Origin of the sequence: Oceanobacillus sp. FSL W7-1293, from assembly GCF_037969815.1 — a bacterium.
Taxonomy (GTDB): domain Bacteria; phylum Bacillota; class Bacilli; order Bacillales; family Amphibacillaceae; genus Oceanobacillus; species Oceanobacillus oncorhynchi.
The window spans coordinates 3,839,835-3,856,023 of record NZ_CP150212.1 but is presented as its reverse complement, the minus strand read 5'-3'; the positions used below and the strand labels follow the sequence as shown (position 1 = coordinate 3,856,023).

Below are 16,189 nucleotides of genomic sequence, written 5' to 3'. Positions count from 1 at the left end.
TTCGATAAAATGAGGGATAGATATGAGTAAGACAGTGGTATTAGCAGAAAAGCCGTCTGTAGGCAGAGATATAGCAAGAGTCCTCGGATGTAACAAAAAAGGAAATGGCTATCAAGAGGGAAAACAGTATATTGTGACATGGGCGCTGGGACATTTAGTTACCTTGGCAGATCCCGAAACGTATGACCCTAAATATAAAACATGGAATATGGAAGATTTACCGATGCTTCCGGATCATTTGAAATTAGTGGTCATGAAGAAAACGGGCAAGCAATTTCAAGCGGTGAAGCAGCAAATGTCACGTCAGGATGTAGGAGACATTGTGATTGCAACTGATGCCGGAAGAGAGGGAGAGCTCGTTGCCAGATGGATTATTGAAAAAGCGCGTGTTAAGAAGCCTGTGCAGCGTCTATGGATCAGCTCGGTTACGGATAAAGCAATCAAGGATGGCTTCCGGAATTTAAAGCCTGGAAATCAGTATTGGAATTTGTATCAATCTGCCGTAGCGCGTTCGGAAGCGGATTGGTATGTCGGATTAAATGCAACAAGAGCTTTAACCACCAAGCATAATGCTTCCTTATCCAGCGGCCGCGTCCAGACGCCGACACTGGAAATGATTGCGATGCGTGAACAGGAAATCAATCAATTCAAGCCAAAAACCTATTATCAGCTGCAGGGAAAAACAAAAGGCGGGTTTGCCGTTACGTGGAAGGACAAAAAGAATCAGTCCCGTATTTTCTCGAAAGAAGCAGCAGATAAATTAAAAGCAAAGGTATCGAAGGAAAAAGCGTTTATTCAGCATGTGGATAAAAAGCATAAGAAAAAACATGCGCCAACCTTATATGACTTAACGGATCTACAGAGGGAGGCCAACCGGATTTATCAATTTTCTGGAAAACAAACCTTATCTGTACTGCAGAAATTATATGAACAGCACAAGCTTGTCACCTATCCGCGAACCGATTCAAGGCATCTGTCAACGGATATGGTCTCTACATTAAAAGAACGTGTAAGGGCGTGCGGCGTGGATGAATATGCGAAAGCTGCGAATAAAATTTTAAAAGAAGATTTACGCACTGGCAAAGCTATTGTAGATAACAGCAAGGTAACCGATCACCATGCGATTATCCCGACAGAAGAAACAGTGGATTATAGCGCGCTGTCTAACCAGGAGCGGAAAATTTATCAGCTTATTGTCCAACGTTTCTTAGGAGCACTTTCCAAGCCGTATGAATATGAACAGACAAGTATTACGGTAGAAGCTGCCGGAGAAATCTTTGAAGCAAAAGGAAACAGAGTTGTTGCTTTAGGCTGGAAGGAAATTTACCAGCATCAAGCAGACGATGAAGAAGAGATTCGTTCCAATGTCCCTCAAGTAACAAAAGGAGAGGAAATGGCGCTCAGCTTTACTATCAAAGAAGGGCAGACAACACCGCCAGAACGATTTACAGAGGGGAGCCTCCTGCAGGCTATGGAAAACCCGACGAAATTTATGGAAACGAAAAAACAAGAGCTTGTGAAAACAATGAAGCAGACTGGCGGTATTGGAACGGTTGCTACACGTGCGGATATTATTGAAAAGCTGTTCAATAATCAATATATGGATCTGAAAGGAAAGTATATTTATCTGACGTCCACCGGCAGACAGCTCTTAGAATTAGCGCCAGAAAAGCTCCGTTCTCCTATTTTAACGGCAGAATGGGAACAAAAATTAGCACAGATCGCAGAAGGCAAGCTGAAAAAGGATGTCTTTTTAAAGGAAATTAAGACATATACCAAACAGGCAGTCCAAGAAATAAAAGCAAGTGAGGAAAAGTTCAAGCACGATAATATGACAGGGACAAAATGCCCGAAATGCGGCAAGCTGATGCTGGAAGTAAAAAATAAGCACGGGAAACGGCTCGTCTGTCAGGACCGCAGCTGCGGCGGGAAAAAGAATATCGCAAAATATACGAATGCCCGCTGTCCTAATTGCCATAAACGCCTAGAGCTCCGCGGTGAGGGAGAAGGTCAGATGTTTACGTGCTCCTGCGGTCACCGTGAAAAACTGTCCACCTTCCAAGCAAGAAAAGAAAAGGAAAAGAATCAGAAGGTATCTAAAAAAGATGTCAACAAGTATATGAAAAAGCAGGATGATTTTAAAAATAATGCACTTGCAGATGCGCTTGCGAAATTAAAAGATAAATAAGGAAGTGAAGTCCCCGCATGAAAAACGGGGGCTTTTCTGATGGGAAAGTAAAATGCAGAAAGAAGGGAAGCAGGAAATCTGACGAAGCAGCAGTAACATCTGCCTGAGTAAAAAGACCGTATTTCCTGAAAAATCCATAATTTGCAGTTTGATTTAAGTGTTATATAATAGGAAGAAGAGACGGCTAAAATGTAGAAGGGATGATTGATATGGATGCCTTTTCTGTAATCAAATCACTCAATAACAATGTTCTTATTGCCGAAGATACGAATCAAAATGAAGTTATCCTTATCGGGAAGGGCATCGGATTTGCTAAAAAGAAGCGAGATCTCATTGAATCCAAAACCGTGGAGAAGCTGTTTGTTCTTCGGGATAGAGAGGAACAGGAAAATTATAAAAAAATTATTGATAATATCGATGAAAAAACACTGCAGAGTATTGTGGATTCGATAGAAATAATCAAAAAACGCATCAATACATTCACGGATGAGCATACGCTGGTTGCATTGACCGATCATATTATTTTCGCGATTGCCCGTTTGCAGCAGGGGTTAGAAATACGTAATCCATTTTTAGCAGAGACGAAGGTGCTCTATCCATTTGAATATGAAATTGCCTCCGAAATTGTAGAATATATGAATCAATTTTTACCAGTCCATTTGCCGGAGGGAGAGATTGGTTTTGTCGCATTACACGTTCATAGTGCAATGGAGGGAACAGCACTAAATGAAATCAACCGGTATTCGCAGCTTGTTTCTAATTTAATTAAGATAATCGAGGATCAGCTCTATATAACACTAGACAGAGACAGTATGGATTATGTCCGTTTTGTCAGACATCTCCGGTATACGATAGAACGAGTTTTAAATGGGGACAAGGTAGAGGAGCCGCGAAAAATGGCAGACCTGTTAAAAGAAGAATATCCCGTGTTCTATAATTTGTCCTGGAAGCTGATTAAAATTATGCAGCAGACGTTAAAGAAACCTGTTTTTGATGCGGAATCAGTCTATTTGACGATTCATTTGCAGCGGCTGCATGAAAACATCCAGCTAAAATCAAAAACGAATTAAATTTCGCACTGATAGTCTCTGCCCGTAAAGTACTATTTATTGGTCTTTGTGCACATCCTCTTATACGTGTGACTGATTCGATCAGGCATGAGTAGGAATACTTAGATAACGACGGGTACAGTATTTCTGTATCTGTATGCGCTATCCTTGTGTTTTTACTGATGCCTTTTTTACGGCTAGAAAGAAGGAGAGAGAGGTGTTATAGATGTTCAAAAAAGCGTTTGGAGGTCTTCAAAAAGTTGGCCGGGCGCTTATGCTGCCGGTGGCACTCTTGCCGGCGGCAGGTCTTTTGCTTGGGTTTGGCAATGCTGCCCAGCAGAACACCATGCTTGGCTATCTTCCGTTTTTGGAAGCAGACTGGATTCAGCTGACTGCAACCGTAATGGAAGACGCCGGCGGTATTATATTTGATAATTTACCGCTGCTTTTTGCAATTGGTGTGGCGATAGGACTGGCAAGTGACGGAACGGCCGGTCTTGCTGCGCTGGTAGGTTATTTGGTGATGAATCAGGTAATGGGTTCGTTTATGCAGGTAACCCCAGAATTGATAGCGGAGGATCCCGGATTTGCAAGTGTGCTTGGAATAGGAACCTTACAGACCGGTGTATTTGGTGGAATTATTGCCGGGGTGATAGCTGCCTATTGTTTTAACCGGTTTCATCATATGGAGATGCCATCCTACTTAGGATTCTTCGCAGGAAAACGGTTTGTCCCCATCGTGACTGCAGCTGTTTCTTTCCTTGCCGGCATTTTATTAATGTTTATCTGGCCGACAATCCAACATATCATGAACAGCGCTTCCTATTGGCTGATTGAAGAAGGTACATATATTGCTGTATTTATGTTTGGGTTTATTAAACGTCTATTGATTCCTTTTGGACTGCATCATATTTTTCACTCTCCTTTTTGGTATGAATTTGGCACATATACCAACCTTGCCGGTGAAATTATTCGTGGAGATATGACGATATTTTTTGCGCAATTAAGAGATAATGCAGAGATTACGGCAGGGAATTTTATGGCCGGTGAATTTCCGATTATGATGTTCGGGTTGCCTGCTGCAGCACTTGCGATGTATCATACGGCACGACCGGAGAATAAAAAACTGGTTGCGGGACTGTTGGCTTCAGGAGCTTTAACGTCCTTCCTAACAGGAATTACCGAACCGCTTGAGTTTTCATTTTTATTTGTATCGCCATTCTTATTCTTTATTCATGCCGTGTTGGATGGACTCTCCTTTGTATTGATGACATGGTTCAGTGTCAATGTCGGCTATACCTTCTCAGGAGGAGCAATAGACTTTGTGCTGTTTGGTGTATTGCCGAATCAGGAATCATGGTGGATAGCGATCATAGTCGGGTTTCTGTTTGCTATCCTTTATTACTTCTTATTCCGATTCTTTATCAAGAAGTTTAACCTGATGACGCCGGGAAGGGAAGAAGTAATTGAATCAGCACACAGCGGCGAACCAGCGAAGCCGGCTGATTTAGCTTATCATGTGCTGGAGGCCATGGGCGGACGAGAGAATATTACGCATTTGGACGCTTGTATCACACGGTTGCGTGCATCAGTAAATTCGATTAAACATGTTGATAAGAACCAGCTAAAACAGCTCGGAGCCTCAGGAATACAAGAGGTAGGGGATAATATTCAGGCCATTTTCGGACCGCGTTCGGAAATCATTAAAGGACAAATGCAAGATATCATATCCGGAAGAACGCCTAGACCAGCATTAGATAGTTTGGATGTATATGCGGTAGAGACAAATCATCAAAGACAGCATCCAGATAAGGCGGAAGGAATTGCTGCTCCTCTAAGCGGAAAACTCCTTCCTATTACAGACGTTCCTGATCAGCTATTTTCCAGCAGGATGATGGGAGACGGCTTTGCAGTTGAGCCGTCAGATGGAATCGTTGTTTCCCCGGTAAATGGAAGAGTCAGTAACATCTTTCCTACCAAGCATGCAATTAGTCTGGAATCAGAAACAGGTAAAGAAATCATGATTCATATCGGAATCGATACCGTGCATCTCAAAGGAGAAGGATTTGACATACTTGTCAAAGAAGGCGAAGAAGCGGAAACAGGCCAGCCTTTATTAAAAGCAGACTTAGAATATATCGGTAAAAATGCCAAGTCAACGATTACACCTATTATCTTTACCAATCTGGAAGAAGGACGGCAAATCGAATTACTGAAAACGGAAGGATATGCTGGAGAAAAAGGGGTTATTGAAATCAAATAATGTGAAAGCTTTATTTTTTCACAGAAAATACACATAAATAAAGGTGAAACAGTTTACTTCATTCTTTAAAAGAATTATCATTTAAGGTGAACCATGTTTATTCATGTAAGGAGGGTTTTCTTTCCATGGCTTTTGTTATTCTTGATCCATGCAGAGGTGAAAAAGCAGGAGAATGCGTCAGTGTTTGCCCTGTTGATTGTATAGAAGAAGGTATCAAGCAATTTTATATTGATCCGGATATTTGCATTGATTGCGGCGCATGTAAAGCAGTTTGCCCCGTGTCTGCAATTGAAGAGGAGTATGATTTGACTCCAGATCAAGAGAAGTATTTAGAAGAAGCAGAAGAATTTTTTGCGAATCGGTAGGTACTTTTGATTGGAGCGCGTTATGAAAATAGCCCGTCTGTTTAAAAAACAGACGGGCTATTTTGGTATGTTCTGATCAAACCGATAGAATGATACTCTTGAAAATCAATCCAGGAAAGTCTAATTTTTATCGATGCACCTGTTATTCATCTTCAGAGATTTCTTGTACTTCCTCAGCCAATTTACTGGCAATCCAGCGTTTTGCTGTTTCTTCGTCGATTTCATATTCTTTGCCGGCACGTAGTAAATCTCCGTGGTAGGCAGTTTGTACGTTCATTTTTACTTTCATGGGGATGCTCCTTCTGATGGGCTGTTTTCTCTATGATATCATAGAAGGAAGTCAATGTGTGTGGGTGCATAGTTATGTGCTTCAAATTTTTACAAACGTGGAATGGGTACGGTATTACTTGATATATTAAAAATACTTTTGTACGTAACTTTTGAGTTTTTAAATACCGATATTTGGTAATTCGATTAAGAATCTCTACCGACAGAGTTCTTTCTGTTCTTTGGAGGAAAAGATTCCCTTTACGTTAATTTTCATGCAAACTGAAAGGATGACGTAGAGTTTTATTTAGAAAGAAAGTGCAAATAGCTCGATACTAAATTAAAGGAGAATACGTATGTCTCATAAACTAAACGGAAAAGTGGCATTGGTTACAGGAGCTTCAAGAGGACTTGGAAAACATATAAGTAAAACGTTAGCAGATGCAGGAGCTACAGTCATCGTGAACTATGCGAATAATCACCAAAATGCGCAAGATACGGTTGATTTTATTGAATCGGATGGAGGAAGAGCGATAGCCATTCAAGGTGATGTACGGGATGAAGAATCAGTAGAAAAACTGATAAAACAGGCAGAAGAAGAAACACAAGGAAGTATTGATATATTGGTGAATAACGCCACTGGTCAACAGCCCGTATTATCCATCGAAGAACTAGCATGGCAAGATTATTTAGAGCAACTCGAATTCTTTGTGAAAGCGCCGTTATTATTAACAAAGGCTGTCCTGCCAGGGATGAAAGAAAAAAAGAATGGTCGAATTATAAATATCGGAAGTGAAGTAGTTCAGTTAGGTACTCCTAATCATTCAAACTATGTCATGGCCAAGGCTGCCCAGCTAGGGTTGACACGCTCCTGGGCAAATGAACTTGGTTTTTTTAGTATTACTGTTAATATGATTAACCCTGGGTTTATACCGGTTGAACGACATGAAGCAGAAGATACGAGTGAATATCGGAGTGGAGTTCCACTTGGCAGAATGGGAGTCCCTCAAGATATAGGAAATGCTGTTTTATTTCTTGCCTCAGACGCAGGGAATTTCATCACTGGCCAATCGTTATCTGTAAATGGAGGGAATACGTTAGGGATATAAGAGAGAAGCGAGCGATTGCACAGTCAATTATCTGATTGTGCAATCGCTTTTTGAATCCAAAAGAAATAATCAAAATTTGCATGATAAAGCTTTCTGTTTCATTAGAAAATGTTAGGTTATACTCTCAAAAATTATTACTGGGATGTAAATTCAAAAATCGACTCATCCTCATATAAAACAGTTTTCTATTGCTTTTATCGAATTATGTATTATGATAAAAATACAATGTAAAGGATTACATTTAGTTCAATTACTTTTTTAGAGAGGTGATATGGCTTATAAAAAAGTAGATTTATATGTTGAAAAGAGGGGATTATATTGCCGACAATTCAGGATGTTGCCAAACATGCAGGGGTTTCCGTTGCTACTGTATCGCGAGTATTAAACAATCCTTCATCGGTTGCAGAATTAACACGCAAGAAAGTCGAACAATCAATCCGGGAATTGGATTATTCACCAAATATCTTAGGCCGGAATTTACGGAATGCGGAAAGTAAGATGTTATTAGTGTTATTACCTAAGATATCTAACCAATTTTATTTGAAAATTGTAGAAGGGATAGAAGAAAAAGCACTTGAGTATGGTTATAATATTCTGCTTTGTCAAACGCATTCTAAATTGGAAAGGGAAAAAGTATATTTCGATTTATTAAAAAATCAACTGGCTGTGGGCGCGATTACGATGGATCCAACAATTGACCGTCAAGTATTGGTTAATATGGCAAAACGGTATCCATTTGTACAATGCAGCGAATATGTAAGTTCGAAAAATTTGCCTTATGTAACAATAGATAGTGAATTAGCAGCTTATCAAGTAACAAAATATTTATTAAAACAGGGACATCAGCGAATAGGACTCATAAATGTCAGCGAGTCATTTCTATACGCGAGGGATAGAAAAAAAGGATATCTTCGAGCGTTAAAAGAATTTCATATTGAACCGGAAGAAGATTGGTTCTATTCTGCCAACGATGTATCACTTGAATCGGGACAGCAGGTGATGCGCTCTATATTGAATAAGAAGAAGGATCTTACGGCAGTGTTTGCTGTTTCAGATATGTTAGCTATTGGAGCATTGAAAGAATTAAATACCAGAGGGATTGATGTTCCAAATGAGATGGCAGTAGTGGGATTTGATAAGATTGAATTTACCAGTATGACGTATCCCTCTTTAACTACCGTTGCACAGCCGATGTATAAAATGGGGGAGATATCGGTGGACATGCTGATAAAAAAAATACAGGGCGAAGAGGTAGAAGACATAATCTTAGAGCATGAGCTTATTATAAGAGAGTCAACCTGATTAGAGACGTACCTATTGTTACAACAGAGAAGGGGGTTTTATTTTATCTGACTCTTCCTGTTACTAGCTAAGCACATGTACTAACAGCTGATTTAATTCAAAACAAAGACTGAAAATTTAAAAAGAAACAATTGACCGGGTAGAACATTCTGCTATAATAAATGTAATCGATTTCATAGAGGGTCGATTAATAAAAAGAGGAGGATTTCTAATGCCGCAGATAAAGAAAATATTGCTGTTTGGAGTATTATATTTATTAGTTATTTTTATGGTTGCATGCAGTGGAGATAATGGTTCCGAGACAGATAGTTCAGAAGCAGAAAGTAATGAAGAAAATGAAAGCGCTTCCGATGAAAAGGTAACGATTGTCTATGCGACAGGTGTAGATACAACAGGTGCCACGGAAAGTCAAATTGAAGCATTTGAACAAGAACACCCGCATATTAACGTGGAGTATCGTGAAATGCCGGCCGATACAGGCCAGCAGCATGATCAATATGTAACGATGTTTGGTTCTCAGAGTTCGGAAGTGGATGTATATAATGGAGATATTATTTGGGCAGCGGAATTTGCTCAAGCCAACTATGCTTTGGAGTTAGATCGTTTTATAGAAGCAGACAGCTTTAGTTTAGATAATCACTTTGATGGTCCCATTCAAGCAGGTAATTACAATGGCAGACAGTGGGCCTTGCCGATATATATGAATGCTTCCTTTCTTTATTACCGTACAGATATAACAGATACACCGCCTGCGACTTGGGATGAATTAATTGAGCAAGCAGAAGAAATGCAAGGAGAAGAAGGAACAGAATTTGGTTATTTAATGCAAGGCTCTCAGTATGAAGGGATGGTAACCAATTTTATCGAAATTATCGCTTCTTATGGGGGAAGCGTTATCGATGAAAATAATAATGTAGTAATTAATAGTCCTGAAACCATTAAAGGTTTAGAAAAATTTGCAGAAATTGCACAATCTGATTTTGTACCAGGTAATATCTTGAATTTTCAAGAGATTGAAACAGAAAATGCATGGATTGCAGGGGATGCTGTATTTGCCCGTAATTGGACATATATGCAGTCTTCATCCAATGATGAAGAACGTTCAGAAGTCGCAGGAAATGTAGATATTGCACCTATTCCTGCAGGTGATGAGGGCAGCACCTCTGCACTGGGCGGATGGATGGCAATGATTAATCGATATTCTGAACATCCAGAAGAATCCTGGGAATTAGTAAAGTTCCTGGCAAGTGAAGAAGGTCAAAAAATTGGAGCAGTAGAAGGCGCACGTGCTCCAACTGTAGAATCCCTGTATAATGATCCAGAGGTACAGGAAGCTGGACCATTATTTTCAAATCCAAGTTTCGTAGAAGGCTTAAGTGTGGCTGTGCCACGTCCGGTATCCCCAATTTATCCAGAGATATCTGAAATTATTCAAATTGAGGTTTCTCGAGTATTAACAGGAGAACAGACGGCTGAAGAAGCGGTAGAAAATATGGAAGCACAATTGGAGGCAGCTTTAGAAGAGTAATGATAGATTGTTCATCTTGCTTTTTATTTACGTATATTTTTTATGAAAAAAGTGTCTGTTACATCTACTGATATCATTTAATTGAACTATTTATTTGAAAAATATAGTAGAAACAAGTAATAACTGAAAATTTTTAAAGAAACGATTGACTGGAAGGAACATTCTGCTATAATAAATGTAATCGATTTCAAAGAGGGGTCGACTAACAAAACGAGGAGGGTCTGTAATGCCACAGGTAAAGAAATTGTTATTGTTTGGAGTATTATTTTTATTAGTTGCTTTTATGGCTGCGTGTGGTGGAGATGGCGGTTCAGGGACAGATGATTCAGAAGCAGAGAATAATGAAGAAAATGAAAGCGCTTCCGAAGACGGCGAGCAAGTAACGATTGTTTATGCTACAGGTGTGGATACGACTGGTAAAGTAGAAGCACAAATAGAAGAATTTGAGGAATTAAATCCAAATATTAAAGTTGATTATCGTGAAATGCCTTCAGATACAGGACAACAGCATGATCAATATGTAACCATGTTTAGTTCGCAAAGCTCCGAGATCGACGTGTTTAACGGTGACAGCATTTGGCCGGCTGAATTTGCCCAGGCAAACTATGCACTAGAATTAGACCGTTTTATTGAAGCAGACGGCATTGATTTAGAAGAGCACTTTGAAGGACCGATTCAAGCAGGTAATTTTAATGGCAGACAATGGGCGCTTCCATTATTTATTGACGCATCATTCCTCTATTATCGTACAGATGTAACGGAGGAACCGCCAGCTACTTGGGATGAATTAATCGAACAAGCTGGTGAACTGCAAGGTGAAGGAGATACAGAGTTTGGTTATCTATTACAAGCATCTCAATATGAAGGCTTGGTGACAAACTTTGTTGAAATCATTGCTTCTTATGGCGGTGCTGTTTTAGACGAAGATGGTGAAGTAGTGGTAAATAGTCCAGAAACGATTAAAGGTCTGGAAAAATTAGCAGAAATTGTTCAATCTGATTTTGTACCAGGTAATATCTTAAATTTCCAAGAAATTGAAACAGAAAATGCTTGGATTGCTGGAGACTCCGTATTTGCCCGCAACTGGCCATATATGCAGTCTACTTCTCAAGATGAGGAACTTTCTGAAATTGTAGGGAATATGGATATTGCCCCGCTTCCAGCAGGTGATGAAGGAAGTGCTTCGGCATTAGGCGGCTGGACAGCAATGATTAACCGTTATACAGAGCATCCCGAAGAGTCATGGGAATTAGTCAAATATTTAGCTGGTGAACAAGGACAAAAAACAGGAGCAATTGTAGGAAACCATGCTCCAACTATCGAAGCGCTTTACGATGATCCAGAAGTACAAGAAGCTGCCCCTTTATTCGGAAATCCAGAATTTGTTGAGGGACTTAGTGCGGCTGTTCCACGACCAGTATCACCGATTTATCCTGAAATTTCCGATATCATTCAGATTCAGGTTTCACAGGTGTTAACAGGTGATCAAACAGCTGAACAAGCTGCAGAAAATATGCAGACACAAATCGAAAATGCTATGGAAGAATAAAGCTTTCTAAAGAGATGAGCAAGATGAGCGCTTTGAATTTCATCTTGCTCTTTCTATTAAGTACATCTAAGTGTGTGCTTAACGGAAAGGGAGGGGAAGAAATGTGAAGAAATTTCATTTGAATGAAAAGCGGCTGGGTTATTTGATGATACTTCCATCTATCATACTTGTCGTATTAATTACATTGTGGCCAGTTGCCCAGTCCTTTTATAATAGTTTATTTGATTATCGCTTAAATGATCCGACGAGGTCGGAGCGGATGTTAAGTGCTAATATGGATTTGGAACGTTATGTGGATAATTACTTTTATATTGACGGTCAGCTTAGCAATTTAGAAAGCAGTGCTGATGGTGATGACTTAGCTGCTATTCAGCAGGCTAGAGAAACAATTGAAGGATTTCATAGTGAATTGGAATCAGATAGCGAAATCAATGCTAAAATGGAGCAAATTGATGAGATGCTGATGAATTTCGAGCCGATTTCCGACAGCGATTTGAAATATGCAAAATTGGATAATGATTTTGCCGAAGATTATCGCACTGCTTTGAGTTCTCTCTCAGAAGAACTGCAGGTGATGGCTGCAGAGGCAGACAATGAGGATTTAGCACAGAATTATGAACAGACAAGCTCCTTAATTGAGGCTACCAGCACAAATATTTTGGAATCTAATTTTATTGGCTTCTCTAATTATGCTAAATATCTTCAGGATGGCCGAATGTGGAAATCATTAAGTAATACGATGATATTTACGATTGCTTCTGTTGCTTTTGAGCTTGTATTAGGTTTGGCTGTTGCCCTATTAATTAACCGTACCTTCAGCGGCCGCGGAATTGTACGTGCCTCCGTGTTAATTCCTTGGGCAATTCCGACTGCAGTAGGCGCGATGATGTGGGGTTTCTTATTAGATGGTCAAACGGGTGTTATAGCGCATTACTTTAATGAATGGAACCTGATACCCAATTCATCTTGGCTGCTGTCTACATCATCTGGCGGGATGTTCTCGATTATTTTTGCCGATGTGTGGAAAACGACACCTTACATGGCATTATTGCTCTTAGCTGGACTGCAGACCATACCGAATTCCTTATACGAAGCAAGTAATGTAGATGGAGCCAACAAATTTCAACAATTCTTTAAGATTACACTGCCATTGTTGAAATCTTCTATTCTAGTTGCTTTATTATTTAGAACACTTGATGCCTTCCGGGTATTCGATCTTATCTATGTACTAACTGGCGGAGGACCAGCGAATGCTACCGAATCTATTTCGATATACGCATACATAACCTTGTTCTCGCAACAGAACTTTGGGGAAGGTTCCGTATTATCGGTTATTGTATTCTTAGCTGTAGCATTGATTAGTTTTATTTATGTACGCTTAATTGGTTCAGATTTATTCGCAGGACGTACAAAATAGGAAGGAGAAGTAATATGAATAAACGAGCAGGTATAGGCTTCTATATATTTCTAGTAATATTTGTATTTTTGGTGATGTTTCCGTTTATTTGGGTGTTCTTAACATCGATAAAGCCTGTAGGAGAAATATTTACATCATTTAAATGGTTTACAACGAATCCTACGGTAGAATCCTATGAAGCTGCGGTAACGAATCGCCCGCTTATGCGATATATGTTAAATAGCTTTATTGTTTCATCTGTAACAACCATTTTAGCGGTTGGGTGTGCGGCCTTTGCGGCTTATGCGGTAACTAGATTGCCGATTAAAGGAAAAGGTTTATTCCTGGGAGTTGTATTAGCTGCTTCGATGTTCCCGCAAGTAGCAGTTATTTCGCCAATCTTCAACATCGTGACAGAGTTAGGCTTACGTAATAGTTATACGGGATTGGTTATTCCTTACATGACAATCAGTTTACCATTATCAATTTGGATTCTGTCTACCTTTTTTCAAAAGATTCCATTCGAATTGGAGGAATCTGCTAAACTTGATGGAGCCAGTCCATTTCAAACATTCCGAAAGATTATTTTACCGCTTGCGACACCAGGTATTTTTACGACTGCTATTCTGGTATTCATTGCGGCGTGGAATGAATATTTATTTGCTTTAACCATTAATAGTGATGATGTATGGAGAACGGTACCAGTTGGGATTTCCATGTACCAAAGTGAATATTCTGTTCCTTGGGGAGATATCAGCGCAGCAACAGTTATTGTGACCATTCCCATTGTTATCTTAGTGTTGATTTTCCAAAGACGAATTGTTTCAGGCTTAACATCAGGGTCTGTGAAAGAATAGAAATAAACATAGTTAGAGCGGATAACTTGAGGGTTATCCGCTCTAACTATGTGATAGAAATTCATCTCAGTAATTGTGGTTATGAGTCATTAAGGGTTTATCCAGCATCCTTCTTTGTTTGATTTCATTGCTATTTCGTTAACTAAGGTTAGATTAATAACATCAGACTTATTTATAGACGGGACAGTTCCATCTATAATTGCGGATGCCCATTGTTCCATAGGCATAGGCAATGCTTCTGGCGGGTTATCCGGTGTTGACCACTCCCCATTTCCGAATGTCTGGCGGATTTTGTTTCCTTCGATTAGTATCGTGCCTTCTGTTCCGTAGAGCTCTAATTGAAACGGACTGCCTTTGGACAGGAAACCAGTCTCGAGAATCCCCATCGCACCAGATTCATATTCTACTAAGACGACAGCATTGTCATCTGCTCCAAGGGTGTTTGTATGAATCATACGAGCAACCAGTTTTTTTACTTTACCAGCTAATCGGTTAGTCAAATATATTGGATGGGCGCCCAGATCAATTAATGAGCCACCTCCAGATTCCTCTTTGTCAAAAAAACGCTTCGGTAACCAGCCCTCGCTTTCTCCAGGACTTACGACCGCGCCATCATGAGCAGTACGGCATCGAATAGTAGTAAGTCTTCCAATCCAGTTATTATCTATTACCTTTTGCGCATATAAATAATAATCTTCTGTTAATCTTGGAAGTGAAACCATTAATTCAACGCCATATTGGTCTATCGTATTATAAATTTCCTCACAATCTTTCACTGTAAAAGCTAAAATTTTTTCAGTGAAAATATGTTTCTTATTTTCTGCAGCTGAGATAATTACTTCTTTATGCAAATTTGTTGGGGTGGTGACAACTACACCTTCAATTGTTGGATTTGTCAAAACCTTTTGAAGGTCAGATTCAAAAGGGACTCCCAATTCCTCTGCCCACTTTTCTCCTCTATCCGCATTTTCATCCCACACGAGTTTAATAGATAAATTATCATTAGCTTGAATTTCTCGGGCGTAGTCATCCGCATGTACATGCCATCTGCTTAACAATGCAATATTAACCAATTAGTTTTCCCTCCCTAAATGTATATTATTCTACAAAACTCATTTTTTTAACTTCTTTACTATTGATTAAAATAAACAGCTTTCCCCGTTCGTGCCGATTCGTATATTGCTTCCAATATTTGCGTGACAACAAGTGCTTCATTTGGTTTCACGACTGGTTCGGTATCATGGATAATACTTTCAATCCAATTTCTTGCTTCTAAATCAGGATCACTTTCAGAGTTACCGTCGTAAAATGCCACTCCTCCTGATTCCAATTCAATTTCCTGAGTATATAATTTGCCAAAGTCTTCACCATTAATTCGTAATCCATTTTTCATATCTGCACCACTTTTCGTGCCGCTGAGAGAGCATTTTGCTTCATCCACGTCTAAGGAATTCAATGCCCAGCTAGATTCTAGAACAATTGTGGCGCCATTTTCCATCGTTATAAAACCAAATGCAGAATCTTCTACTGTAAAGGCCTCTGGATCCCAAGGTCCCCAGGCATTTGCTGCATTTTCATTTTTCCCTAATTTATGATAGACCGTTCCCATAACCGATTTGGGTTTATAGTTATTCATCATCCATAATGTTAAGTCAAGCGCATGTGTACCAATATCAATTAATGGTCCGCCTCCTTGCTTTTCTTCGTCGAGAAACACTCCCCATGTAGGTACTGCCCTTCTTCTTATAGCGTGTGCTTTTGCATAATATATTTCTCCCAAATCTCCTCGCTCACAAAGCTTATGCAGATGCTGGCTGTCGGGTCTAAATCGGTTATTATACCCAATCGTTAATTTTTTGCCTGTTCGTTCAGCTGCTTCTACCATCTTTTTAGCTTCTTCTGTTGTCTTGGCCATAGGTTTCTCACACATGACATGTTTTCCAGATTCCAACGCAGCCACTGTGATTTCCATATGCGCATTGTTTGGGGTACAGACATGAACAACATCAATGGATGTGTCTTGTAATAATTTTTTAAAATCCACATATGTCTTCGCATCTTTCGTTCCATATTCCTTTGCAGCTTTTTCTGCCCTTTCAAGTACAATATCGCAAAACGCTGTCATTTCTACTTGCTCCAATTTGCTAAGGCTTGGCAAATGTTTTCCATTTGCAATCCCTCCGCAGCCAATAATTGCTATTTTAAGCTTTTTCCCCATAGTGTCTCCTCCTTTGAAAACGATTACATTTATCTTAGTTTAAATTTAATTTAAATGATTGTCAATCTTGAATTATTCATAGAATGAAGTCTCACTCC

13 protein-coding genes are annotated in these 16,189 nt (G+C 39.6%); 10 read left to right on the top strand and 3 right to left on the bottom strand.

Going from position 1 to position 16,189, the window contains the following annotated elements:
* Positions 1–22 precede the first annotated feature (22 nt).
* The 4 genes from MKY65_RS18875 to MKY65_RS18860 all read left to right on the top strand — a co-directional run bounded on the left by MKY65_RS18875 (position 23) and on the right by MKY65_RS18860 (position 5,865).
* Entirely contained in the window at positions 23–2,188 is a 2,166-nt protein-coding gene (locus MKY65_RS18875) for a DNA topoisomerase III (RefSeq protein WP_339179549.1), read from the top strand.
* Between the two features lie 209 nt (positions 2,189–2,397).
* On the top strand, positions 2,398–3,258 hold the full coding sequence (locus MKY65_RS18870; protein WP_339179546.1) for a transcription antiterminator: 861 nt from the start codon (positions 2,398–2,400) through the stop codon (positions 3,256–3,258).
* Positions 3,259–3,463: 205 nt separating this feature from the next.
* On the top strand, positions 3,464–5,500 hold the full coding sequence (gene ptsG, locus MKY65_RS18865; RefSeq protein WP_339179544.1) for a glucose-specific PTS transporter subunit IIBC: 2,037 nt from the start codon (positions 3,464–3,466) through the stop codon (positions 5,498–5,500).
* A 125-nt stretch (positions 5,501–5,625) separates the two neighbouring features.
* A complete protein-coding gene (locus MKY65_RS18860; RefSeq protein ID WP_077601899.1) occupies positions 5,626–5,865 on the top strand; it encodes a 4Fe-4S binding protein in 240 nt (79 codons plus the stop codon).
* A 142-nt stretch (positions 5,866–6,007) separates the two neighbouring features.
* Here MKY65_RS18860 and MKY65_RS18855 read toward each other — a convergent pair whose 3' ends face one another.
* A complete protein-coding gene (locus MKY65_RS18855) occupies positions 6,008–6,154 on the bottom strand; it encodes a hypothetical protein (RefSeq protein WP_193064245.1) in 147 nt (48 codons plus the stop codon).
* Positions 6,155–6,488: 334 nt separating this feature from the next.
* Between MKY65_RS18855 and MKY65_RS18850 the strand changes: the two genes are divergently transcribed.
* The 6 genes from MKY65_RS18850 to MKY65_RS18825 all read left to right on the top strand — a co-directional run bounded on the left by MKY65_RS18850 (position 6,489) and on the right by MKY65_RS18825 (position 13,873).
* A complete protein-coding gene (locus tag MKY65_RS18850; RefSeq protein ID WP_339179538.1) occupies positions 6,489–7,241 on the top strand; it encodes an SDR family oxidoreductase in 753 nt (250 codons plus the stop codon).
* A 318-nt stretch (positions 7,242–7,559) separates the two neighbouring features.
* Positions 7,560–8,543: a LacI family DNA-binding transcriptional regulator gene (locus MKY65_RS18845; RefSeq protein WP_042530096.1), complete on the top strand. Its 984-nt coding sequence runs from the start codon at positions 7,560–7,562 to the stop codon at positions 8,541–8,543.
* 211 nt (positions 8,544–8,754) lie between these two features.
* Positions 8,755–10,071, top strand: coding sequence for an ABC transporter substrate-binding protein (locus MKY65_RS18840; RefSeq protein WP_339179535.1), 1,317 nt, complete (start codon positions 8,755–8,757; stop codon positions 10,069–10,071).
* 226 nt (positions 10,072–10,297) lie between these two features.
* Positions 10,298–11,620: an ABC transporter substrate-binding protein gene (locus MKY65_RS18835; RefSeq protein ID WP_339179533.1), complete on the top strand. Its 1,323-nt coding sequence runs from the start codon at positions 10,298–10,300 to the stop codon at positions 11,618–11,620.
* A gap of 145 nt (positions 11,621–11,765) precedes the next feature.
* Positions 11,766–13,037: a sugar ABC transporter permease gene (locus tag MKY65_RS18830; protein WP_193064323.1), complete on the top strand. Its 1,272-nt coding sequence runs from the start codon at positions 11,766–11,768 to the stop codon at positions 13,035–13,037.
* Positions 13,038–13,051: 14 nt separating this feature from the next.
* Complete coding sequence (locus tag MKY65_RS18825) at positions 13,052–13,873, top strand: carbohydrate ABC transporter permease (RefSeq protein WP_193064254.1); 822 nt, start codon at positions 13,052–13,054, stop codon at positions 13,871–13,873.
* Between the two features lie 89 nt (positions 13,874–13,962).
* On the opposite strand, the gene MKY65_RS18820 is transcribed toward MKY65_RS18825, so the two are convergent.
* Positions 13,963–14,946, bottom strand: a complete 984-nt coding sequence (locus MKY65_RS18820; RefSeq protein ID WP_339179530.1) for a Gfo/Idh/MocA family oxidoreductase — start codon at positions 14,944–14,946, stop codon at positions 13,963–13,965.
* Positions 14,947–15,005: 59 nt separating this feature from the next.
* Positions 15,006–16,091 carry a Gfo/Idh/MocA family oxidoreductase gene (locus tag MKY65_RS18815; protein ID WP_339179528.1) on the bottom strand — a complete coding sequence of 362 codons (1,086 nt, stop codon included), beginning with the start codon at positions 16,089–16,091 and terminating at the stop codon, positions 15,006–15,008.
* Positions 16,092–16,189: the final 98 nt, after the last annotated feature.

Excerpts from the sequence above, each read along its gene's own strand:
- MKY65_RS18825 (WP_193064254.1), top strand. The coding sequence starts at position 13,052 with ATGAATAAACGAGCAGGTATAGGCTTCTATATATTTCTAGTAATATTT.
- ptsG (WP_339179544.1), top strand. The coding sequence starts at position 3,464 with ATGTTCAAAAAAGCGTTTGGAGGTCTTCAAAAAGTTGGCCGGGCGCTT.
- MKY65_RS18835 (WP_339179533.1), top strand. The coding sequence starts at position 10,298 with ATGCCACAGGTAAAGAAATTGTTATTGTTTGGAGTATTATTTTTATTA.
- MKY65_RS18815 (WP_339179528.1), bottom strand. The coding sequence starts at position 16,091 with ATGGGGAAAAAGCTTAAAATAGCAATTATTGGCTGCGGAGGGATTGCA.
- MKY65_RS18850 (WP_339179538.1), top strand. The coding sequence starts at position 6,489 with ATGTCTCATAAACTAAACGGAAAAGTGGCATTGGTTACAGGAGCTTCA.
- MKY65_RS18840 (WP_339179535.1), top strand. The coding sequence starts at position 8,755 with ATGCCGCAGATAAAGAAAATATTGCTGTTTGGAGTATTATATTTATTA.
- MKY65_RS18855 (WP_193064245.1), bottom strand. The coding sequence starts at position 6,154 with ATGAAAGTAAAAATGAACGTACAAACTGCCTACCACGGAGATTTACTA.
- MKY65_RS18870 (WP_339179546.1), top strand. The coding sequence starts at position 2,398 with ATGGATGCCTTTTCTGTAATCAAATCACTCAATAACAATGTTCTTATT.
- MKY65_RS18875 (WP_339179549.1), top strand. The coding sequence starts at position 23 with ATGAGTAAGACAGTGGTATTAGCAGAAAAGCCGTCTGTAGGCAGAGAT.
- MKY65_RS18830 (WP_193064323.1), top strand. The coding sequence starts at position 11,766 with ATGATACTTCCATCTATCATACTTGTCGTATTAATTACATTGTGGCCA.
- MKY65_RS18860 (WP_077601899.1), top strand. The coding sequence starts at position 5,626 with ATGGCTTTTGTTATTCTTGATCCATGCAGAGGTGAAAAAGCAGGAGAA.